This is a genomic window from Geobacillus thermopakistaniensis (assembly GCF_000498995.1).
Classification (GTDB): domain Bacteria; phylum Bacillota; class Bacilli; order Bacillales; family Anoxybacillaceae; genus Geobacillus; species Geobacillus thermoleovorans.
In genome coordinates this window covers 1-20,438 of sequence record NZ_AYSF01000036.1, presented here as the reverse complement: position 1 = coordinate 20,438, position 20,438 = coordinate 1, and the positions used below count along the sequence as shown (strand labels likewise).

Annotated in this window: 18 protein-coding genes and 4 pseudogenes; 19 read left to right on the top strand and 3 right to left on the bottom strand. The window is 55.6% G+C overall.

Features of this window, described 5'->3' with window-relative positions:
- The first annotated feature begins 28 nt into the window (after positions 1 to 28).
- The 14 genes from nadC (at position 29) to yajC (ending at position 12,262) form a co-directional block, all read left to right on the top strand.
- The gene (gene nadC / locus T260_RS132245) at positions 29 to 859 is read left to right on the top strand and encodes a carboxylating nicotinate-nucleotide diphosphorylase (protein WP_011232076.1); all 831 of its coding nucleotides are present in this window, start codon (positions 29 to 31) and stop codon (positions 857 to 859) included.
- A gap of 14 nt (positions 860 to 873) precedes the next feature.
- Positions 874 to 1,977, top strand: coding sequence for a quinolinate synthase NadA (gene nadA, locus T260_RS132250; protein ID WP_023633733.1), 1,104 nt, complete (start codon positions 874 to 876; stop codon positions 1,975 to 1,977).
- 158 nt (positions 1,978 to 2,135) lie between these two features.
- The gene (gene safA, locus T260_RS132255; RefSeq protein ID WP_023633732.1) at positions 2,136 to 3,707 is read left to right on the top strand and encodes a SafA/ExsA family spore coat assembly protein; all 1,572 of its coding nucleotides are present in this window, start codon (positions 2,136 to 2,138) and stop codon (positions 3,705 to 3,707) included.
- Positions 3,691 to 4,635, top strand: coding sequence for a phosphotransferase (locus T260_RS132260; RefSeq protein ID WP_023633731.1), 945 nt, complete (start codon positions 3,691 to 3,693; stop codon positions 4,633 to 4,635). The genes safA and T260_RS132260 overlap by 17 nt, the downstream gene beginning before the upstream one ends.
- Before the next feature lie 34 nt (positions 4,636 to 4,669).
- Entirely contained in the window at positions 4,670 to 5,410 is a 741-nt protein-coding gene (nadE, locus tag T260_RS132265; protein WP_011232072.1) for an NAD(+) synthase, read from the top strand.
- Positions 5,411 to 5,525: 115 nt separating this feature from the next.
- The gene (locus T260_RS132270) at positions 5,526 to 6,260 is read left to right on the top strand and encodes a YhcN/YlaJ family sporulation lipoprotein (protein WP_011232071.1); all 735 of its coding nucleotides are present in this window, start codon (positions 5,526 to 5,528) and stop codon (positions 6,258 to 6,260) included.
- 138 nt (positions 6,261 to 6,398) lie between these two features.
- Positions 6,399 to 7,139: a YebC/PmpR family DNA-binding transcriptional regulator gene (locus tag T260_RS132275; protein WP_014196414.1), complete on the top strand. Its 741-nt coding sequence runs from the start codon at positions 6,399 to 6,401 to the stop codon at positions 7,137 to 7,139.
- Positions 7,140 to 7,367: 228 nt separating this feature from the next.
- Complete coding sequence (locus T260_RS132280; protein WP_011232069.1) at positions 7,368 to 7,844, top strand: intercompartmental signaling factor BofC; 477 nt, start codon at positions 7,368 to 7,370, stop codon at positions 7,842 to 7,844.
- 103 nt (positions 7,845 to 7,947) lie between these two features.
- Entirely contained in the window at positions 7,948 to 8,532 is a 585-nt protein-coding gene (gene ruvA, locus T260_RS132285) for a Holliday junction branch migration protein RuvA (RefSeq protein WP_011232068.1), read from the top strand.
- 25 nt (positions 8,533 to 8,557) lie between these two features.
- The gene (gene ruvB / locus T260_RS132290; RefSeq protein ID WP_011232067.1) at positions 8,558 to 9,559 is read left to right on the top strand and encodes a Holliday junction branch migration DNA helicase RuvB; all 1,002 of its coding nucleotides are present in this window, start codon (positions 8,558 to 8,560) and stop codon (positions 9,557 to 9,559) included.
- Positions 9,556 to 9,762 (top strand): DUF2905 domain-containing protein, encoded by a 207-nt coding sequence (locus tag T260_RS132295; RefSeq protein ID WP_013524224.1) that lies wholly within the window; start codon positions 9,556 to 9,558, stop codon positions 9,760 to 9,762. The genes ruvB and T260_RS132295 overlap by 4 nt, the downstream gene beginning before the upstream one ends.
- Before the next feature lie 15 nt (positions 9,763 to 9,777).
- Positions 9,778 to 10,806: a tRNA preQ1(34) S-adenosylmethionine ribosyltransferase-isomerase QueA gene (gene queA / locus T260_RS132300; RefSeq protein ID WP_023633730.1), complete on the top strand. Its 1,029-nt coding sequence runs from the start codon at positions 9,778 to 9,780 to the stop codon at positions 10,804 to 10,806.
- 17 nt (positions 10,807 to 10,823) lie between these two features.
- Positions 10,824 to 11,966, top strand: a complete 1,143-nt coding sequence (gene tgt, locus T260_RS132305; RefSeq protein ID WP_023633729.1) for a tRNA guanosine(34) transglycosylase Tgt — start codon at positions 10,824 to 10,826, stop codon at positions 11,964 to 11,966.
- A 23-nt stretch (positions 11,967 to 11,989) separates the two neighbouring features.
- Positions 11,990 to 12,262 carry a preprotein translocase subunit YajC gene (gene yajC / locus T260_RS132310; protein ID WP_023633728.1) on the top strand — a complete coding sequence of 91 codons (273 nt, stop codon included), beginning with the start codon at positions 11,990 to 11,992 and terminating at the stop codon, positions 12,260 to 12,262.
- A gap of 163 nt (positions 12,263 to 12,425) precedes the next feature.
- Here the strand turns inward: yajC and T260_RS132315 are convergent, their stop codons facing one another.
- The 3 genes and pseudogenes from T260_RS132315 to spoVB form a co-directional block, all read right to left on the bottom strand.
- Positions 12,426 to 12,809 carry a TIGR04086 family membrane protein gene (locus T260_RS132315; RefSeq protein ID WP_023633727.1) on the bottom strand — a complete coding sequence of 128 codons (384 nt, stop codon included), beginning with the start codon at positions 12,807 to 12,809 and terminating at the stop codon, positions 12,426 to 12,428.
- A gap of 66 nt (positions 12,810 to 12,875) precedes the next feature.
- Positions 12,876 to 13,391 (bottom strand): annotated as a pseudogene (locus T260_RS0120000) (stage V sporulation protein B); the annotation flags it as partial.
- Between the two features lie 34 nt (positions 13,392 to 13,425).
- Positions 13,426 to 14,616 (bottom strand): annotated as a pseudogene (spoVB, locus tag T260_RS0119995) (stage V sporulation protein B); the annotation flags it as partial.
- Between the two features lie 111 nt (positions 14,617 to 14,727).
- Here spoVB and T260_RS132320 point away from each other — a divergent pair.
- From T260_RS132320 to T260_RS1000000140625, 5 genes and pseudogenes are all read left to right on the top strand, one after another.
- Complete coding sequence (locus tag T260_RS132320; protein ID WP_013524218.1) at positions 14,728 to 15,015, top strand: post-transcriptional regulator; 288 nt, start codon at positions 14,728 to 14,730, stop codon at positions 15,013 to 15,015.
- 112 nt (positions 15,016 to 15,127) lie between these two features.
- On the top strand, positions 15,128 to 17,380 hold the full coding sequence (gene secDF / locus T260_RS132325; RefSeq protein WP_023633726.1) for a protein translocase subunit SecDF: 2,253 nt from the start codon (positions 15,128 to 15,130) through the stop codon (positions 17,378 to 17,380).
- Between the two features lie 136 nt (positions 17,381 to 17,516).
- Positions 17,517 to 18,425, top strand: a complete 909-nt coding sequence (locus T260_RS132330) for a cation diffusion facilitator family transporter (RefSeq protein ID WP_081712596.1) — start codon at positions 17,517 to 17,519, stop codon at positions 18,423 to 18,425.
- Between the two features lie 57 nt (positions 18,426 to 18,482).
- Positions 18,483 to 19,034, top strand: a pseudogene (locus tag T260_RS1000000140760) (DHH family phosphoesterase); the annotation flags it as partial.
- A 58-nt stretch (positions 19,035 to 19,092) separates the two neighbouring features.
- Positions 19,093 to 20,271, top strand: a pseudogene (locus T260_RS1000000140625) (single-stranded-DNA-specific exonuclease RecJ); the annotation flags it as partial.
- Positions 20,272 to 20,438: the final 167 nt, after the last annotated feature.

Sequence of the window (20,438 nt, the reverse complement as noted above, 5' to 3'; positions counted from 1 at the left end):
AGCGGCAAAGAAAACGGAGGGATGAAAGATGAACCGGTTGAAGCTCGAACAACTGTTGCGACAGTTTTTTCTTGAAGATATTGGCGACGGCGATGTGACGAGCGAGACGATTTTTCCGGCTCATGAACGGGCATCAGGCATGTTTATGGCCAAAGCGGACGGGGTGGTGGCCGGCGTCGGCATTATTGCGGCGGGCTATCAGCTGCTGGATCCGCGCGTCGAAGTAACCATCATGAAACAGGACGGCGAACGGGTCCAAGCCGGCGAAACGATCGCCGTCGCATCCGGACCGGTCGGGCCGCTGTTGTCCGGTGAGCGCGTCATTTTAAACTTGCTGCAGCGGTTAAGCGGCATTGCCACCGTGACGCGACAGGCCGTTGACTTGCTTGGCAATAGCTCCACACGCATTTGCGACACGCGGAAAACGACGCCGGGGCTGCGCATGCTTGAAAAATATGCCGTCACATGCGGCGGCGGCTACAATCACCGCTTTGGCTTGTACGACGGTGTCATGATTAAAGACAACCATATCGCCTTTTGCGGATCGATCGCCCGCGCCGTCAAAACGGTGCGGGAGCGGCTTGGGCATATGGTGAAAATCGAAGTAGAGACCGAAACGGAAGACGAAGTGCTCGAGGCGGTCGAGGCCGGGGTGGATGTCATTATGTTTGACAACCGGACGCCGGATGAGGTGCGGGCGTTCGTCCGGCTTGTGCCAAAGCCGATCATCACGGAAGCGTCGGGGGGAATTACGCTCGCCAATGTGGCGGCGTACGGCGCGACCGGAGTCGACTACATTTCGCTCGGATGTTTAACCCATTCCGCCCCGGCGCTCGATATGAGTTTCAATTTGCGATAATGGAGGGGAGAACCGTGAACGTCCTTGAACAGTTGAAACGGCTGGATGAGATGCCCAAACGGTATAAAACGATGGAACGAAGCGAGCTCGAAGCACGCGCCCGCGCGGTGAAAGAACGGTTCGGCCGGCGCCTTTTCATCCCGGGTCATCACTACCAAAAGGATGAGGTCATTCAGTTCGCCGATGCGACCGGCGATTCGCTTCAGCTTGCCCAGCTCGCGGCAAAGAACAGCGAAGCCGAATATATTGTGTTTTGCGGCGTCCATTTTATGGCGGAAACCGCCGATATTTTAACGAGCGACGACCAAACGGTCATTTTGCCGGACTTGCGCGCCGGCTGTTCAATGGCCGATATGGCCGATATTTTTCAAGTCGAGCGGGCATGGGCGGCGCTTATTGAGCGGTTTGGCGAGACGATCGTGCCGCTTGTGTACGTCAATTCGACCGCGGCGATTAAAGCGTTTGTCGGCCGCCATGGCGGAGCGACCGTCACCTCGTCGAACGCGAAAAAGATGATGGCTTGGGCGTTTTCACGGAATGAACGGATTTTCTTTTTGCCGGATCAGCATTTAGGGAGAAATACGGCCTATGCGCTCGGCATCCGTCTTGACGAGATGGCGGTGTGGGATCCGCATGAGGAGACGCTCCAAGGGGCGGACGATCTCGACAAGGTGAAAGTCATTCTTTGGAAAGGACATTGCTCCGTGCATGAAAACTTCACCGTGCGACAAATCGAGCATATTCGACGGATGAAGCCGGGAATCCATGTCATCGTCCATCCGGAATGCAGCTGGGAGGTCGTCCAGCAAGCAGACTACGCCGGTTCGACAAAATACATTATTGAAACGATCCGCAATGCTCCACCCGGCACCCAGTGGGCGATTGGAACGGAAATGAATTTGGTGAACCGGCTGAAGCATGAACATCCAGACAAAGAAATTGTTTCTCTCAATCCATATATGTGCCCGTGTTTAACGATGAATCGAATTGATTTGCCGCATTTCGTCTGGGCGCTCGAATCGCTTGAGCAAGGAGCGATCGTCAATCGCATCACCGTTCCGAAAGACATCGCCGCAGAGGCAAAAGAGGCGCTCGACCGCATGCTTTCGCTTGTCTAGCTTTTTCCCTGGCTTGACGAGGAGGGATCCTCGTTCGGTCAGGGATTTTTTTATCATAAATCAACGATCATCGTCATACATTGTGTTGAAAGACGATAACGGGAAACAAGCATCGGTTCGATCGAGCGTAAACAGTCTCGGTTTAGGAGGGGAATGGAGTGAAAATCCATATTGTCCAAAAGGGCGACACCCTTTGGAAAATCGCCCAAAAATATGGAGTGGATTTTGAACAATTGAAAAAAATAAATGGGCATTTGAGCGACCCGAATATGATTATGCCTGGAATGAAAATCAAAGTGCCGACAGCAGGGGTGCCGGTCAAAAAAGAGACGAAGGCGCTTGTGTCACCCAAAAAAATGCACGTAAAAGAGCACCCGTACGCGGAGGCGAAACCGTTCGTCTCATTCCACATTGATACCGAGCTTGACACTGCTGTCGCCCCTGCTCCGGAAGGCGAGGCAGCGGTAAACGAACCGGCGGGTGAGGCGCCGAAAGCAGTGGTAAAGAAAACGCCCAAAGCAGTCGTAAAGGAAACACCGAAAGCGCCGGAGAAGAAGGCGGAGAATGTGCCAGTGAATGAAGCGCCAAACGTGCCGGTGAACGAAATGCCAAATGTATCAGTGAATGAAACGCCAAATGTGCCCATCAATGAAGCGCCAAAGGCCGTCGAGAAGGAAGCGCCAAAAGCGGCACCAAAAGCAGTGGTGAATGAAGCGCCGAACGTACCGGTGAACGAAACGCCGAATGCGCCCATCAATGAAGCGCCAAAGGCACCGGCGGGTGAGGCGCCGAAAGCGGCGATGAACGAAACGCCAAAGGCTGTCGAGAAAAAAGCGCCAAAAGCAACGGCACAAGAAGCACCAAAAACGCCGAAAGCGGAGGCAAAAGAAGGGGCAAAAGCGAAAGGCGCCTCTGTGCCGCCGCTTGTGCATACGATTCCGCCGGTGGCCCCGCCTCCTCAACTTTCGTTCGCTCAATCGCTGGCCAACGTGCCGCCGATTCCGCCGAAGCCGAGCAATATTTTGCCCAACATGATGAAAGAGGAGGACAATGAAAGCCCAGCTGAATGGAAAGGGGAACCGGCGGCTGAGAGCGAAGACGCGCCGCCGCTGCCGAACATTCCATACGTTCCTGTCGCCCCGCCGACGATCCCAATATTTGGCACTGACCAAGGATGTACGCCAGTGCCGCCAGTTTGGCCGGGGAGCGGTTTTTACGCGCCGCCGCTGCCGATCATGCCGACGTCCTATCCGCCATCGTCTGCGCCGTCGGCCGTTGGGAAAAGCGGTGAAAGTCCGGAAAACGGTTCGGCGCCGTTTCCCGGCATTCACGAAAGCAGCAGTGAATCATTAGAGCCGCCGTTTTCTGGGCCTGGGGTTGCCGCCCCGTTTGTCCCGTCCGCAGGGGGCGTTCTCCCGCCGCCCGGCGCTGCAACGCCAGTTTATGCGCCGCCTGCGGCGCACCCCTCGCCTGTCGGCTATCCGCCTTTTGGGTATGCACCGGCCTATGCGCCGCCCCCGTACTATTATGGAGGGTACGCCCTGCCGGCTCCATACGGATATGCGCCGCAGTCAGCGCCGCCGCTTCCGTGGCCAGGCGTCGTTTATCCGACAAGTCCAGCGGGATACTCGCCGCCATCCTACCCGCCATCATCCGCCCCGCCGGTCGCCGGCCCCCGTTTGTTTAGCGAACCGCCGGATGAGGAGAGCGGGCATGGCGAGGAACAATAACCAAGTGAAAAGAGACGCCGCCGGCCGTCTCTTTTTTCTTCTTGACCGCCAATATCGGCTTGTTATTCAACAAGTTGTGGCATTGAAACCGCATGTCTTAGCCATTGCCGCCCGGCAAGGAATGTTTGTCGCCAAAGCGTATCGCTTTCCTGTTGCGGCCGCGCGGCACGCCTGGCTTCTTGCCGTATTAAGGAAGACCGGTTTTTCCGCCGCGCCGGCCCCTATGCCGATCGGGCGCGGAGGAGTGGTTGAAGCCGGCGGATGCTATTGGCTGCTGACGGAATATGTAGCCGGAGCGCGTCCAATCTCGTTTGCCGCTTGGGCTGACGCCGCTGACGGACTTCATTTGCTCGAACGTTACCATACCATAACGGCAAACATCGCCAGCAGCAAGCAGGAGGCGATGGGGCTGCCGCGTGCGCAGCTGTATGACAAATGGCGGCGCCGCTATGAGGAGTTTTGCCGACATTTGCCTGTTGTTGAAACGATCATGGACAAAGAAGACATTTTATTTACGCTGCGCTGGGCGGATTACTGTCTATCAACGTGTCGCGAGCATGCTCCAGAGTTGACGGCGGATTCTGCTGCCATCATTCATGGTGATGTCGCCTCCCATAATTTTTTGCGCACCACAACCGGCCAGATGTACCTCATCGACTATGACGCGGCCGCTCTTGCCTCGCCCGGGCTTGACTATTGCCAATACGCCAATCGCCTCTTGCCGTATATCGGTTGGTCATATTCAACACTCGCCCGTTTCGCTCCGCTTCGCCGTTGGTTGGAAAAACGCTGGTTTTTGCATGCGCTCTTATTTCCGGCTGATGTGTTTCGCGAATGGCGGTCAGCCGCCGCGCGCCGCCGCCCTCTTGTGTTTGACCGCAAGCGGAGAGAACGGTTTGTCCGCCGCCTTTATGCTATGCTACAATGAGAAATGGAATCTTTGGAAAAGGAGTCGAGGGCGGATGCAAGAAAAAATTGACAAACTCGTGCAATGGTTGCGTGACCAAGTCTCATCAGCCGGTTTAAACGGGGCGGTCGTCGGCATCAGCGGCGGCATCGACTCGGCGGTTGTCGCCCATTTGATTAAGCGTGCCTTTCCGGACGATTCGCTGGGGCTGATTATGCCTTGCAAAAGCAATCCGAAAGATATGGAAGATGCGCTGAAAGTGGTGAAAAGCTGCGGCATCCGGCATTTGGTCATCGATTTGACCGAGGCGCACCGGACGTTGTTTGGCGCGGTCGAGGCCGAGCTGAAAGCCATCGGGGAATGGAGCGAAGAGCGCGCGCGCCTCGGCGATGCGAATACAAGGGCGCGTTTGCGCATGACGACGTTGTATGCGGTCGCCAACAATTACGGCTATCTCGTCGTCGGTACCGACAACGCTGCCGAATGGCATACGGGCTACTTTACGAAATACGGTGACGGTGGAGTCGATTTAGTGCCGCTCATTCACTTTACAAAAGGCGAAGTGCGCGAAATGGGCCGTCTGCTCGGCGTCCCGGAAGAAATTATCAAGAAAGCTCCAAGCGCCGGACTGTGGGAAGGGCAGACGGATGAAAGCGAAATGGGCACGACGTATGAAATGATCGATAAATATTTAAAAGGGGAAGATATTCCAGAACGCGATCGAAAAATTATTGAACGGCTTCATGAACGTTCGCATCATAAACGGCAGTTGGCGATTGCGCCGCCGAAGTTTTAGCTGTCATCTCGTTGGGTTGAACTGACAGCGATAAACCCCCCGCATTTGCCGCAAGCTAAACGTAAGGCTGGCTTCATGCCAGCCTTGGGCGAAGGAAACCAAGGGGGGTTTTCCATTGAGATACGCGGTCAGATGGATCGGCGCGTTGTCGGTCGCCGGATTGCTCGCCTCATGCACCAACTACCGGGCGAATGAGGAAGGGGCGCAGCGTTATCATGATGCGGCGAGACCGATCGGTTTTTACTCGACGGAGCGAGGCGACGATTTCCGCTATGGCCGATACGGGACGAATGCGCTCAATTATGACAACCGTTATATATGGGCGCGCCGCGGTCCGGTCACCGATTATTTGACGGACGGCGGCCGCCTCGGAGGACCAGCAGCGACCCGGTTTGACACGGACGTTCCGGCTCTTCCGCCCGACGTCGATTTCGGTGACAGTGATTACAACTACCATGGGCATTTGCACTCGCTAAACGTCGATCCGCACCCGTCGTACTACCGAAGCTATGCCGGCGGTTTGGCTGAGAAGCTCTCCCGCCGCGCCGCAGCGGTGAACGGAGTCGACGATGCCCGCGCGGTTGTGTATGGCGATCAGGCGCTCATCGCGATTGCCACAGACGCCCGCCATCCCAAGCGGCTTGAGAAGCGTGTCGAGCAAGCGGTCGCTCCGTACGCGGACGGCAAGCGGGTGCGCGTCACCTCGAATCCGAGCATGTACCACCGCATTCGCACGATTGACAACGCGCTTCGACGCGGGACTCCAATCAATATGGAAGAAATCCGCCGTGATTTGCGCACCATTTTTATCGATGGCACGATTCAAGAACGGCCGGAAAACACTCGGTGACAAACGAAAAAGGCGTCCCCAAAAAGCGGGGCGCCTTTTTTCATGGCTGCTCCTTCGCTGGAGCTTGGCTGACAATTTCCGCGTTTTTTGCTATAGTAATAGTCGGAACATTCCGTTGCGATGAGAGGAGAACTGTCGATGGCTGGACATTCGAAGTGGAAAAATATCCAACGGCGGAAAAATGCTCAAGATGCCAAACGCGGCAAACTGTTCATGAAACTGGCGAAGGAAATTTATGTGGCCGCCAAAAGCGGCGGAGGCGATCCAGCGTCCAATCCGAGCCTGCGCCTTGTCATTGAGAAGGCGAAAGCGGCCAACATGCCGAGCGAAAACATTGAACGGGCGATTAAAAAAGCAACTGGAACCCAAGAACATACCAACTATGAGGAAATTCGCTACGAAGGATATGGACCAGGCGGCGTTGCCGTCATGGTCGTTTGCCTGACGGATAATAAAAACCGCACCGCCGCCAACGTGCGTGCGGCGTTTTCGAAAAACGGCGGCAATTTAGGGGAAACGGGCTGCGTCTCCTATTTGTTCGAGCGCAAAGGGCTGCTCGTGATTGACCGCGAACAGCACAACGTTGATGAGGATGAATTGCTGCTGTTGGCCATTGAAGCGGGCGCCGAGGAGATGGAAACAACGGACGAATCGTTCGAAATTTATACAGCGCCCGAATCGTTTGAAACGGTGAAAGACGAGCTGGAACAGCAAGGATTCACGTTTGCCAGCGCGGAAATTACGATGATTCCGCAAACGTATACGACGCTTGAGGGCGACGATTTGAAAAAAATGCTGAAGTTGATCGATACGCTTGAAGATGATGATGACGTCCAAGAAGTGTACCATAATTTGGACGAATCGGTGCTTGAGGAGTAGCGACGTCCGTCGGCGAAGCCGGCGGATTTTTTTTGTACATACGTTCGAAGGTCGTGGAACATAATGGAATATGATGATCGAGCGCCGTTGGCTCGAATCCCCGCCCCACTTTTTGGATCGGCGGCAGCTTGCTTGGCAAAAAAGCTGATGGATCAAGGAATAAAATGGCGTCCGCTGGTGAAACTAGTGGCGTAAAGGAACCATCATCCGAGAAGAGAGGAACAAACGATGCGAATTCTTTCCCTCATACTGTGGATCGCCGCCATCGTGTTGCCGGTTCATTCGGCCTCCGCCGCACCGGTTAAGATGACGATTGTGCTCGAGCGGCAATACTTGGACGGAGAGATGAGCGAAGAGAAAGTCACCGAAACCGTCGATTCGATGACAGAAATATGGAAAAAATATCGCGGTTGGCAACTCGTGACGCTCGATGATCAGACGATCGTGTTTCGCAAAACAATCAACGACATTTCGCCGTTGTTAAAAACAAACGGCTACTTCGGAATTACGGACGATGGCACGTTGTCTATCTTCAACGGCAAACCGGGCCGGTCGAGCGAAATCATCCAGTCGTTTTTCCAAATCGACGTGCAAAAGCTCGAAAGCCGTCAGCAAGAAAAGCTGAAGAAAGGAATTCGCGTCCTCTCGAAAGAGCGGTATGAACAAGTGATCGAAATGTACCGCCATTTTGCGGTCGTCCAATAAACCAAGCGAAAGCCCGTGGTGCAAAGCGCATCGCGGGATTTCTTTTTGCTATAATGAAATCATATGATACAATGAAAGGACGAAAAAAGGAGAGGAGCATCCATTGATCGAGTTTATCCGTGGGTATGTCGATTACGTCTGCCCGGAATATATCGTCATCGACCATAACGGCATCGGCTACGAGATCTTTACGCCGAACCCGTTTGCGTTTCAGGAAAGCCGCGAGGCGGCGGTGACCGTCTATACATACGAATATGTACGCGAAGGTGTGCACGCCTTGTACGGGTTCCCAACGCGCGAGGAGCGCAACTTGTTCGCCAAGCTGCTGCAAGTGTCGGGCATCGGGCCGAAAGGCGGCCTCGCCATTTTGGCGGCCGGGCGTCCGGATGAACTGGCGCGGGCCATCGAGGAAGAAAACGAGGCGTTTTTATGCAAGTTTCCAGGCGTGGGCAAAAAGACGGCCCGGCAAATGATTTTGGATTTAAAAGGGAAGCTCGGGGCGCTTGCGGCGCCGGCGGCTGCACGTTCGGCCGCACCGCTTTCCGGTGCGCTCGCCGAGGCGGTGGCGGCGCTCAAGGCGCTCGGCTACGCTGAACGGGAGATCGAGAAAATCATTCCGGCGCTCCGCGAAGAAGCGATGTCGACGGAACAGTATGTGAAGCGGGCGCTGGCGCTGCTTTTGGGATAAACAGCGGCCAAAGGGAGGAATGACGGTGGAGGAACGGCTTGTATCCGGGGAGGTCTTAGGGGAAGAAACTGCGCTTGAACCGAGTTTGCGCCCGCAATATTTGCATGAATATATCGGGCAAGATAAGATCAAAGAAAACTTAAAAGTGTTCATTGAAGCGGCCAAGCTCCGCGAAGAGACGCTCGACCATGTGCTGCTGTACGGACCGCCGGGGCTTGGGAAAACGACGCTCGCCGTGATCATCGCCAATGAAATGGGCGTCAAGCTGCGAGCGACATCTGGACCGGCGCTCGAGCGGCCGGGAGATTTGGCGGCGCTTCTCACTTCGCTTGAGCCGGGGGATGTGCTCTTTATTGATGAGATCCACCGGCTGCCGCGGGCGGTGGAAGAGGTGCTCTATCCGGCGATGGAAGATTATTGCTTAGATATCACGATTGGCAAAGGGCCGGATGCGCGCACGCTTCGCCTCGACTTGCCGCCATTTACGCTCGTCGGGGCGACGACGAGAGCCGGGGCGCTGTCGGCGCCGCTTCGCGACCGGTTTGGTGTCATCAGCCGGCTCGAATACTATCACGTCGACCAACTCGCCCAAATCATTGAGCGGGCGGCGGCCATCTTGCAAATCGGCATCGAGCGCGAAGCGGCGCTTGAGCTTGCCCGTCGGGCGCGCGGCACGCCGCGCATCGCCAACCGTTTGCTGCGGCGCGTCCGCGATTTTGCGCAAGTGCGCGGAGAGGGGGGAATTACGCTGCCGCTTGCTGTCGAGGCGCTCGAGCGGCTGCAAGTCGACCGGCTCGGGCTCGACCAAATCGACCATAAGCTGCTTTCAGCGATGATTGAAAAATTCGCCGGCGGCCCGGTCGGGCTCGAAACGCTGGCGGCCGTCATCGGCGAAGAAGCACAAACGATTGAAGAAGTGTATGAGCCGTACTTGATGCAGATCGGTCTCTTGCAGCGTACGCCGCGCGGGCGCGTCGTCACGCCGGCTGCGTACACCCATTTAGGAATGGAGGTTCCGAAGCGGTGAACAGCTTGCCAAAGTTGATCATGACGATCGGCGTTGTGCTCATCATTGTCGGGTTTGTCATGCAGTTTGTCAAACTCGGCCGCTTGCCGGGGGATATCGTCATCCGCAAAGGGAATATGACGTTTTATTTTCCCGTTGTGACATCCATCTTGCTGAGCGTTGTGTTATCGTTGATTTTTTACGTGCTCGGACGATTTCGCTGAAGGAAGGAGAACTGCATGAAAGTCGATTTGTTTGATTTTCATTTGCCGGAAGAGTTGATTGCGCAAACGCCGCTTCCAGACCGGGCGGCATCAAGGCTCATGGTGCTCGATAAACGAACGGGCGCCATTCGCCATGAAACGTTTCGCAACATTATTTCGTACTTGAATCCGGGCGACTGCCTCGTTTTAAACGATACGCGCGTCATGCCGGCGCGGCTTTACGGCGAAAAAGAGGAAACGGGCGGAACGGTCGAAGTGCTGCTGTTAAAGCAATTGGACGGCGACCGTTGGGAGACGCTCGTCAAGCCGGGAAAACGAGTCAAGCCAGGAACGAAACTCACCTTTGGCGAGGGGAAGCTTGAAGCCGTCTGCCTCGATACGCTGGAACACGGCGGGCGAGTGCTTGAGTTTTCGTATGACGGCCTGTTTTATGAAGTATTGGCCGAACTTGGGGAGATGCCGCTGCCCCCGTACATTAAAGAAAAGCTTGACGACCCGGAACGGTATCAGACGGTGTACGCCCGTGAAATTGGTTCGGCAGCGGCGCCAACCGCCGGTTTGCATTTCACCGAAGAGCTGCTTGACGCCATTCGCGAAAAAGGGGTGCATATCGTCTTCATCACCCTTCATGTCGGGCTTGGCACGTTTCGGCCAGTGCAAGTGGACGAAGTCGAGAAGCACGATATGCACGCCGAATTTTATCAAATGAGCGAGGAAACGGCTGAAACGTTAAACCGCGTCCGGGAGCAGGGCGGCCGCATCATCGCCGTCGGCACGACGTCGACACGGACGCTCGAGACGATCGCCGGCAAACATAACGGCCGATTTGTTGCAGAAAGCGGCTGGACCGACATTTTCATCTATCCGGGCTATGAGTTCAAAGGGATTGATGGGCTGGTGACGAACTTCCACCTGCCGAAATCGACGCTCATCATGCTCGTGAGTGCGCTCGCCGGGCGCGAAAATATTTTGCACGCGTATCAAGTAGCGGTCAAAGAGCGATACCGCTTTTTCAGCTTCGGTGATGCGATGCTCATCATTTGAGAAAGGAGACGAGCACGTTGACGACACCGATTCGCTTTGAACTGATCAAAACGTGCCGGCAGACGGGCGCGCGCCTTGGCATCCTCCATACGCCGCACGGCTCGTTTGAAACGCCGATGTTTATGCCGGTTGGGACGCTCGCCACGGTCAAGACGCTGTCGCCGGAAGAGCTGAAGACAATGGGGGCCGGCGTCATTTTAAGCAACACCTATCATCTTTGGCTGCGCCCGGGGCATGACATTGTCGCGGAAGCGGGCGGGTTGCATGCGTTTATGAATTGGGATCGCGGCATTTTGACGGATTCCGGCGGCTTCCAAGTGTTCAGCCTCAGTGAATTCCGCCGCATCGAGGAAGAAGGCGTCTATTTCCGCAACCATTTAAACGGCGATAAGCTGTTTTTATCGCCGGAAAAAGCAGTCGAGATTCAAAATGCGCTTGGCGCCGACATCATCATGGCGTTTGATGAGTGCCCGCCGTATCCAGCGACGTATAAATACATGAAACAGTCCATCGAGCGGACGAGCCGTTGGGCGGAGCGCTGCTTGAAGGCGCACCGCCGCCCGAATGAGCAAGGGCTGTTTGGCATCGTCCAAGGCGGTGAATATGAAGATTTGCGCCGGCAAAGCGCCCGCGATTTAGTGTCGCTCGATTTCCCGGGCTATGCGGTCGGCGGGTTGTCGGTCGGCGAGCCGAAGGAGGTCATGAATCGGGTGCTTGAGTTTACGACGCCGCTTCTGCCGGCGGACAAGCCCCGCTATTTAATGGGCGTCGGTTCGCCGGATTCGCTCATCGACGGAGCGATCCGCGGCATCGACATGTTCGACTGCGTATTGCCGACGCGCATCGGCCGCAACGGGACGGTGATGACGAGCGAAGGACGGGTGGTGATCAAAAATGCCCAGTACGCTCGCGACTTCTCGCCGCTCGATCCGAACTGCGACTGCTACACGTGCCGGAACTATACGCGCGCGTACATCCGCCATCTCATCAAATGTGATGAAACATTTGGCATCCGCCTCACGTCTTACCATAACGTCTATTTTTTGATAAAATTGATGGAGCAGGTGAGACAAGCGATCCGCGAAGATCGACTCGCCGATTTCCGTGAGGAATTTTTCGAACGCTACGGCTTCAACAAGCCGAATGCAAAAAACTTTTGACGACCGGAAAGGAGGGGGATTGCATGAACGCAGCGATCGCCAATTTGTTGCCGATTGTGCTGTTTTTTGTGATTTTCTACTTTTTGCTCATTCGCCCGCAACAAAAACGGCAACGCGCCATCCAGCAAATGCAGGCGAATTTGAAAAAAGGCGATAAAATCATCACGATCGGTGGATTGCACGGCATCATCGACTCGGTCGATGAGGACAAAATCATCGTTCGCGCCGGCGACGGCACGCGACTGACGTTCGACCGCTCCGCGGTGAGAGAAGTGGTGGCGGAAAGCAAGGCGTAGCGAAAGCGCGGCCATCGGCGTCTAAGCTTGAGCGCCGATTTGAACGGTGGTGTGAAAAGCGCGAGCGAGACGCAATCTCGTTTCTTACCATCGTGCTCTCCATCACAAAAGGTGTCCCGTTTGCTTTGAGGACACCTTTTGCTTTTGCGCTGGTTTGTCGCTTTTACGTCCGTTCATGGCGCGACGATGACAAATTGACCCCGACGATGCCGCCTAAGGAAGCAGCGGCGAAAAAGGCAAGGTGGTACAGCCATTGTTCGACGGTAAACGATTTTTCCATGCCAAGAAATTGAAACAAAAAGATGATCGCCGTAAATAAGAGGCCGGTCAGCCCGCCGGCGAGCCATCCTTTTTCTTGGCTTTTTCCGCCGGCGACAACGCCGCCGATAAACAGCGAGACAACCGAGGCGGCAAACACGATCCAGGTGAGCGACGATTCGTGAATGTCCGTCCATTTGAGCAACAACGAAAAAATGAAGCTGACGAGCGCCGCCAACACAAAAACTGTGGCGATTCCATACACCAGTGCGCTGCCAAGCCGTGACACCGCGATCCCTCCTTGGCCCAAACGCTTTTTACCACAATATATTCACCGCCGGACAGGTTTAGACGTTTATTTTCGCTTGTTTTTGCCGGCCAGCCAGTGCAGCCCCGGAAGGTAGACGAGCTCTTCGCGCCGGATGAGCCGGAACAGAACGAGGCAGGCGGCATATAGGGCGGCTGTCGCGGCCATGGCAAGTAGCGTCCAAAGCGGTGCGGGCACCGCCAAAAGCGGATGGCGGGAGAGCGCATAGCCGATTGCGCCCGCAGCGATGATGGCGCCAAGCGCTTTGATGTACTCGCGCGCATCGATGGAAAAAGACACCACCTTGACGACCGTGGCAAAGTGAAGCAACGTCACAAGAACGGTGCTGACTGCAGTCGCCAGCGCCGCGCCCATAATGCCCAAACTTGGACGGGAAGCAAGGACGAAGATGCACACGAGCTTCACCACTGCTCCGATCAAGCTGTTCGTCATGGCGGCGTTCGCCAAGTCCAGTCCTTGCAAGACCGCCTGCAGCGGGCCTTGGAAATAATACAATAAGAAAAACGGCGCCATCACTTGAATAAAGATCGCGGCTTCACTTGTGCNTCGCCTTGATCGAAAACGTTGCCGAAAAGAGCTTCACCACTGCTCCGATCAAGCTGTTCGTCATGGCGGCGTTCGCCAAGTCCAGTCCTTGCAAGACCGCCTGCAGCGGGCCTTGGAAATAATACAATAAGAAAAACGGCGCCATCACTTGAATAAAGATCGCGGCTTCACTTGTGCCGTACATCCAGCGCATGAGCGGCTCGGCGAACAAGTAAAGAACGACGGTGGAAAGGCCGCCGGTGACAAGCGACAAGCGCATCGCCTGGGCGATCCGGTATTCGACCAAAAGCAGCTTGCGTTGCGCCATGGCTTCGCTGATGGCCGGCACCAGGGCGGTCGAAAGCGCGTACGTAATAAACGACGGCAACGTCAACAACGGCAGCGCGTAGCCGACAAGCTGTCCGTATTGCCTTGTGGCAGTGGAGGCGGCGATGCCGGCCAATGCCAAGCTGTTGGCGACGACGATTGGCTCAAAAAACCAAGAAAGCGAGCCGATCAAACGGCCGCCGGTCGTCGGCAAGGCAATGCGCATGAGGCGGACGAACGTCTCTTTGCCGGCTTGGACGTAGTGAAAAAACTTTGTCCGCAGGCGAATCGATTTTTTAACCTTAAATAAAAACAGCAAATACAATAATGCTGCCAGCTCGCCGAGAACGGAAGACGCCATGGCGCCGGCGGCGGCATACTCGACGCCGTACGGCAAAAGCGGCTGTGTGCATAAGGCGATCAAGCTGATGCGGACGATTTGTTCCATCAAGAGCGAGTAGGCGTACGGTTTCATTTGCTGGCGTCCTTGAAAGTAGCCGCGCAGCACCGAAGAGATGGCGACGATCGGCACAATTGGAGCGATGGCAAGAAGCGGATAGTACGTGCGCGGGTCGGTGAACATCGTCCGGGAGAGCCATGGCGCAGCAGCGATCAACGCCGGCAGAAGCACGATGCTTAGCGCGCCGGTGGTGGCCAGCGACACGACGAGAATTTGTTTCACCCGCTGCCGGTCGCCGGCCGCCTCTGCTTCGGCGACGAGTTTGGAAATGGCGACCGGCAGCCCGATCTGCGTCGCGGTAATCGCTAAAACGAGCGTCGGCACGGCCATCATGTACAGCCCGACTCCTTCATCGCCGATCATGCGGGCGACGACAATTCGGTTGATGAAGCCGAGAATTTTTGTAATAAAGCCAGCGGCGATTAAAATGACCGTACCTTGTAAAAATTTAGACATTTTCTCCCCCTGCCTTCTCAAATGCCTCCGTCTTTTATACAATATATGCAAGGCCCATGGCCAAGCATGACAAGATTGGCAGGCGGCAATGGATACAAGGGGGTATGGGGGATGGATGAAAACCGGAAGCTGCGCGAACAGCTCATGCCGGCGCTCGAGTCGAAGTGCGATGAGTTTCGTCTTCTCGGCTATACGCAAGTGACGATGGACGGGCTGTGGGAATGTTTATGTTCCCGCAAGTGGAAGCATCGGCCGGCGGAAAAAAAACTGCATGAGTTGGTCAGCGACATTTTCTCTCTTTCGCCGAGCGAGTATATGATGTTTTTGACGATGCGTTCGTATAAGCAGCAGGCGGCCGGCGATGATGAGTTGGAGCGGGTTTTAAAGGAATTGTTATAGTGGAAAATTGACACTTGCCGGCTGCTGTTTCATAATGGAAGGCGAGGCCAATGTTTTGCTTGGCGCTGCGGCGGACGGCGCCGAGGCAAGTTGAAGGAGGATCTTAAGGAGAATGGTAAAACGAAGCCGCATCGTCGCCTTTTTTCTGCTCCTGCTTTTGTTCGCCGGAGTGATGGGGCCGACGATTCAAGGAATTGTACATAACATCAAACTGGGCCTTGACTTGCAAGGCGGTTTTGAAGTGCTGTATGAAGTGAAGCCGGCCAAAAAAGGCGATAAGATTGACCAAGAGACGCTGCAAAGCACCGTCAGCGCGCTGAATAAACGGATCAACGTCCTTGGCGTCAGCGAGCCGCGCGTTGACATCGAGGGAGGAAACCGCATCCGCGTCCAGCTCGCCGGGGTGAAAGACCAAAATGAGGCGCGCGAAATTTTGTCCACGCAGGCGAAATTGACGTTCCGCGATGTCAATGACAACGTGCTTATGGACGGAAGCGACCTCGTCCAAGGCGGAGCGAAGCTGTCGTTTGATGAAAACGGCCGGCCGAGCGTCGCTCTGAAATTGAAAGACGCCGACAAGTTCCGCCAGGTGACGGAAAAAGTATATAAAATGGGGCCGCCAAACAACATTTTAGTCATTTGGCTCGATTTTAAAGAAGGGGTGGACTCCTACCGGAAAGAAGCGGGCAAAGCTGATCCGAAATTTATTTCCGCCGCTTCAGTCAACCAAGTGTTCAATCAGACGGATGTGTCGATCGTCGGCAATTTTACGGTCAAAGAAGCGCAACAGCTGGCCGATTTGCTCAATGCCGGCGCGCTGCCGGTCGAGCTGCATGAAATTTACTCCACGTCCGTCGGCGCTCAGTTTGGGAAAAACGCCCTGCAAAAAACGGTGTTGGCCGGCATCATCGGTGTGGCGGCGATCTTCTTGTTCATGATTTGGTTTTACCGGCTTCCCGGGATCATCGCCGTCATTACGCTGTCGGTATACATTTATTTGATTTTGCTTTTGTTTGATTGGATGAACGTCGTTATGACGCTGCCGGGCATTGCCGCCCTGATTTTGGGGGTTGGGATGGCGGTCGATGCCAACATTATTACGTACGAACGGATCAAAGAGGAGCTGAAGCTCGGCAAGTCGATGCTGTCGGCGTTCCGTGCTGGCAACCGCGGGTCGTTTGCGACGATTTTTGACGCCAACCTTACGACGATCATCGCCGGCGCTGTTCTTTTTATTTACGGGACAAGCTCGGTGAAAGGGTTTGCGACGACGCTCATCATCAGCATCGTCGTCAGCTTTCTCACCGCCGTTTACGGCACGCGGCTGTTGCTCGGACTGCTTGTGTCAAGCCGCTGGCTCGATAAAAAGCCGGAGTGGTTTGGCGTCAAAAAGTCGGAAATCTTAAACATTGCCGAAACGACCGAGGAAACGGAAGTGCCGACGAAGTTTGACCGCTGGGATTTTGTCAAACATAGCAAAAAGTTTTTCATTTTCTCTGGCGCATTGACGATCGCCGGCGTCATCTCGTTGTTTGCCCTGGGGCTGAATCTTGGCATTGACTTCACGAGCGGAACGCGCGTTGAGGTGACGAGCAGCCAGCCGATCGATGCTAAAGAGTTGAGCGGCTATTTCGAGCGGCTCGGCTACAAGCCGGAAGATGTCGTCCTGTCCGGCACGGATGGGAAAACAGGCGTCGTCCGCTTGATTGGCGTGCTCGATAAGCAAGAAATTGCCAAGCTGAAAAATGAATTGAAGCAAGCGTATGGCAACGAACCAAACATCAGCACCGTCTCTCCGGTCGTCGGCAAGCAGCTGGCTCGCAACGCGCTCATTGCTGTGTTTATTTCATCCATCGGCATCATTCTTTACGTGACGATTCGCTTTGAGTGGCGAATGGCGCTCGCAGCCATTGTCGCCTTATTGCACGATGCGTTTTTTATCATTACCGTGTTCAGCTTGACGCGTCTTGAAGTCGATTTGACATTCATCGCCGCGGTGCTGACGATCATCGGGTACTCGATCAACGATACGATCGTCACGTTTGACCGCATCCGGGATTTGATGAAAAAGCGGAAAGTGAAAACGGTCGACGACTTGAAGCATATCGTCAACCGGGCGTTGCAGCAAACATTTACGCGCTCGGTCAATACCGTCTTGACCGTCTTGTTTACGGTCATCGCGTTGCTCATCTTTGGCAGCGAAGCGATCCGCAATTTCAACCTCGCCTTGCTCGTTGGACTTGTGTGCGGCGTCTATTCGTCGCTTTGCATCGCTTCTCAGCTTTGGGTCGTTTGGAAAGGACAGGAGCTCAAAAAAGGGAAAGGAGCCAAAAAAGCGGCGGCCGAGGCCGAACCGCAAGTGTAACAGCGCGCCGGAAAAGCGAATGTGCTTTTCCGGCGCCTTTTTGTTCGGTGCAATGCTTAGGGCGGAAAATGGATACACTAACCGTCAGATGCAACATAGGCAGCGCGTGAGGCTGCTGAATGCAAAGGTGGGGGAGATGGCCATGGAACACGAACAGCGGTTCAGGCAGGCGAAAACGGCAGCGATCGTCGGGATCGCTGGAAATATGGCGCTTGCTGCTGTCAAGGCGGCGGTCGGCGTGTGGAGCCAAAGCCAAGCGTTGATCGCTGATGCCGCCCATTCAGCGTCCGATGTTGCCGGCTCGTTCGCCGTTTGGGTCGGACTGCGGGCCGCTGCGCGCCCGCCGGATGAGGATCATCCGTACGGGCATGGGAAAGCGGAATCAATCGCCGCCATTATTGTGGCGGTTCTTCTATTTCTCGTTGGGATCGAGATCGGGCGCTCGGCGTTTCTGTCATTTTTCGCCCCACTGTCGCCGCCCGGGGCGGCCGCCATTTACGTCTTGTTGTTGTCGATTGCTGTCAAAGAAGCGATGTTTCGCTATAAATACCGGCTCGGGAAAAAGCTAAACAGCGATGCGCTGATCATCAACGCCTATGAGCACCGATCGGATGTGTTTTCGTCGTTTGCTGCGCTCATCGGCGTCGGCGCCGCCATTGTCGGTGGAAAATGGGAGATTGACTGGTTTGTATACGCCGACCCGCTCGCCGGATTGTTCGTCTCGCTGCTTGTTCTGAAAATGGCATGGGACCTTGGCCGACAGTCGGTCCATACGGCGATCGACCATGTGCTTCACGAGGAAGAGGCCGGCTATTTGCGCGAGGCGGTCTTGTCCATTCCCGATGTGCGGCAAATCAATGAGCTGCATGCGCGCGAGCACGGCCATTACGTCATCGTCGATTTGAAAATCGCCGTCGATCCGCAATTGACGGTCGAAGAGGGGCACCGGATCGGAAAGAAAGTGAAAGAAAAACTGCTGACGCTGCCGCGCGTCCGCAATGTCATGGTTCACATCAACCCGTACAACCCGGAAAAAAAACCGTAATGTCGTTGCCTGCCCTTTTCTCCTTTTTGTATAATAAGGAGAGTTGAGGTGGGAGACATGTTGAAAGCGAAAACGCGTTGGGAGGTGGAGCGCCTCGATGAGCAGGCGGTGAGGCGGCTGGCTGAGGAAGCCGGCGTCACGCCCTTATTGGCGAGGCTTCTCGTCCGCCGCGGGGTGCGGACGGCCTCGGAGGCGGCGGCGTTTCTCAATCCGCTTGAGCAACCGTTTCATGATCCGTTTTTGCTTGATGGGATGGAGCGAGCGATTCAGCGTCTAAAGCGGGCGATCGACGCGGGTGAACGCGTGTTGGTATACGGCGATTACGATGCCGATGGCGTTTGCAGCACGTCGGTGATGGTGAGTGCTCTCAAGGAGGCGGGGGCGTCGGTCGAGTTCTACATTCCGAACCGATTTACGGAAGGATACGGGCCGAACATGGCGGCGTTTCGCTCCGCAAAAGAGCGCGGCGTTTCCGTCATTGTGACCGTCGACAATGGGATTGCGGCGGTCAAGGAAATTGCGGCCGCCAACGAGTGGGGGATGGATGTCATCGTAACGGATCACCACGAGCCAGGTCCGGTGTTGCCGGAGGCGCATGCGATCATTCATCCGATTTTCGGCTTGTTTTTCCTGAACTGTTANAAAAAATGTTCCAAAATGGGGCCGAAAAATCGGCACGATCGCTGATTTGGTTCCGCTTGTTGGGGAAAACCGCCTCTTTGTTGCACACGGGCTTGAAGCGTTGCGAGCGACGGAGCGCATCGGGCTGCGCGCTCTTTTTCGGCAATGCCGCATTGATGCGGCGGCCATCAACGAACAGACGGTCGGATTTGTCATCGCTCCGCGCTTGAACGCGGCGGGGCGCCTCGGCGGCGCCGATCCGGCAGTGGCGCTCTTAATGACGGACGATGAGAACGAAGCGGTGCAGCTGGCGGCGGAGATGGACGAGTTAAACCGCGAACGTCAGCAGCTTGTGGCACAAATCGCTGAAGAAGCGGCGGACATGGTGCGCCGCCAATTTCCTCCTGAGGAACATCGCGTCTTGGTTGTGGCAGGCGAAGGATGGAATGCCGGAGTGGTGGGCATTGTCGCTTCTAAGCTTGTCGAGCAGTTTTACCGCCCGGCGGTCGTGCTTTCAATCGACCGGGAAAAAGGGATCGCCAAAGGGTCAGCCCGCAGCATTCATGGGTTTGACTTATTCGCCAGCCTGTCGCAATGCCGCGACCTGTTGCCGCACTTTGGCGGCCACCCGATGGCGGCGGGGATGACATTGTCGCTTGATGATGTCGAAGAATTACGGCAACGGCTGAACGACATCGCCGCCGAAACGTTGTCTGAGGACGATTTTACGCCGCCGACGTTCATTGATGCTTCCTGTTCGATTGCTGAGTTGACGCTGTCGGCCGCCCGCAGCCTTGAGCGGTTCGCTCCGTTTGGCGTCGGCAATCCGCGGCCGCTTGTTCTCATTGAAGGGGCGTCCGTTGAAACCATGCGGCGCGTCGGGGCGAACGGAGCCCATATGAAAGCCGTCTTTTCCCAAGACGGGGCCGCGATCGATGCCATCGGCTTCGGCCTTGGGCCGTTATGCGAAGAAATCGCTCCGGATGCGCGCATTTCGGCGGTCGGGGAGCTGTCGGTGAACGAATGGAACGGGTTCGCCAAGCCGCAGCTGTCGTTGTGTGATCTGGCGGTCAGCGACTGCCAGCTGTTTGACGTCCGCGGCTGCCGCGACGTCCGTCCACTTCTTGAGCGGCTGCCAAAAGAGAAGCGGCTAGTCGTCTCCTTTCGCTGTGAAACTGGGCAGCGCCCGGACGTGGCGCCATTTCGCGGGGAGCTTCATTGCGTGCTTTTCGGCGCCATTTTGGGAAACTAATGAATCAAAAGCGGGGGCTCCGACAATGGAGTTCCCGTTTTTGATTTGTCGCCCCGCTTTAGAGAGTTAGAGAAAAACCGCATTTTCTTTAAAATGGTTGATTCATGAACGCGTGGAAGATCGGAAGAGCGTCGTGTAGG

Bases quoted from the DNA above. Each gene is read 5' to 3' on its own strand.
- yajC (WP_023633728.1), top strand. From the start codon at position 11,990: ATGAACGCAGCGATCGCCAATTTGTTGCCGATTGTGCTGTTTTTTGTG.
- queA (WP_023633730.1), top strand. From the start codon at position 9,778: ATGAAAGTCGATTTGTTTGATTTTCATTTGCCGGAAGAGTTGATTGCG.
- T260_RS132320 (WP_013524218.1), top strand. From the start codon at position 14,728: ATGGATGAAAACCGGAAGCTGCGCGAACAGCTCATGCCGGCGCTCGAG.
- T260_RS132280 (WP_011232069.1), top strand. From the start codon at position 7,368: ATGCGAATTCTTTCCCTCATACTGTGGATCGCCGCCATCGTGTTGCCG.
- secDF (WP_023633726.1), top strand. From the start codon at position 15,128: ATGGTAAAACGAAGCCGCATCGTCGCCTTTTTTCTGCTCCTGCTTTTG.
- T260_RS132330 (WP_081712596.1), top strand. From the start codon at position 17,517: ATGGCCATGGAACACGAACAGCGGTTCAGGCAGGCGAAAACGGCAGCG.
- nadC (WP_011232076.1), top strand. From the start codon at position 29: ATGAACCGGTTGAAGCTCGAACAACTGTTGCGACAGTTTTTTCTTGAA.
- T260_RS132260 (WP_023633731.1), top strand. From the start codon at position 3,691: ATGGCGAGGAACAATAACCAAGTGAAAAGAGACGCCGCCGGCCGTCTC.
- nadE (WP_011232072.1), top strand. From the start codon at position 4,670: ATGCAAGAAAAAATTGACAAACTCGTGCAATGGTTGCGTGACCAAGTC.
- T260_RS132275 (WP_014196414.1), top strand. From the start codon at position 6,399: ATGGCTGGACATTCGAAGTGGAAAAATATCCAACGGCGGAAAAATGCT.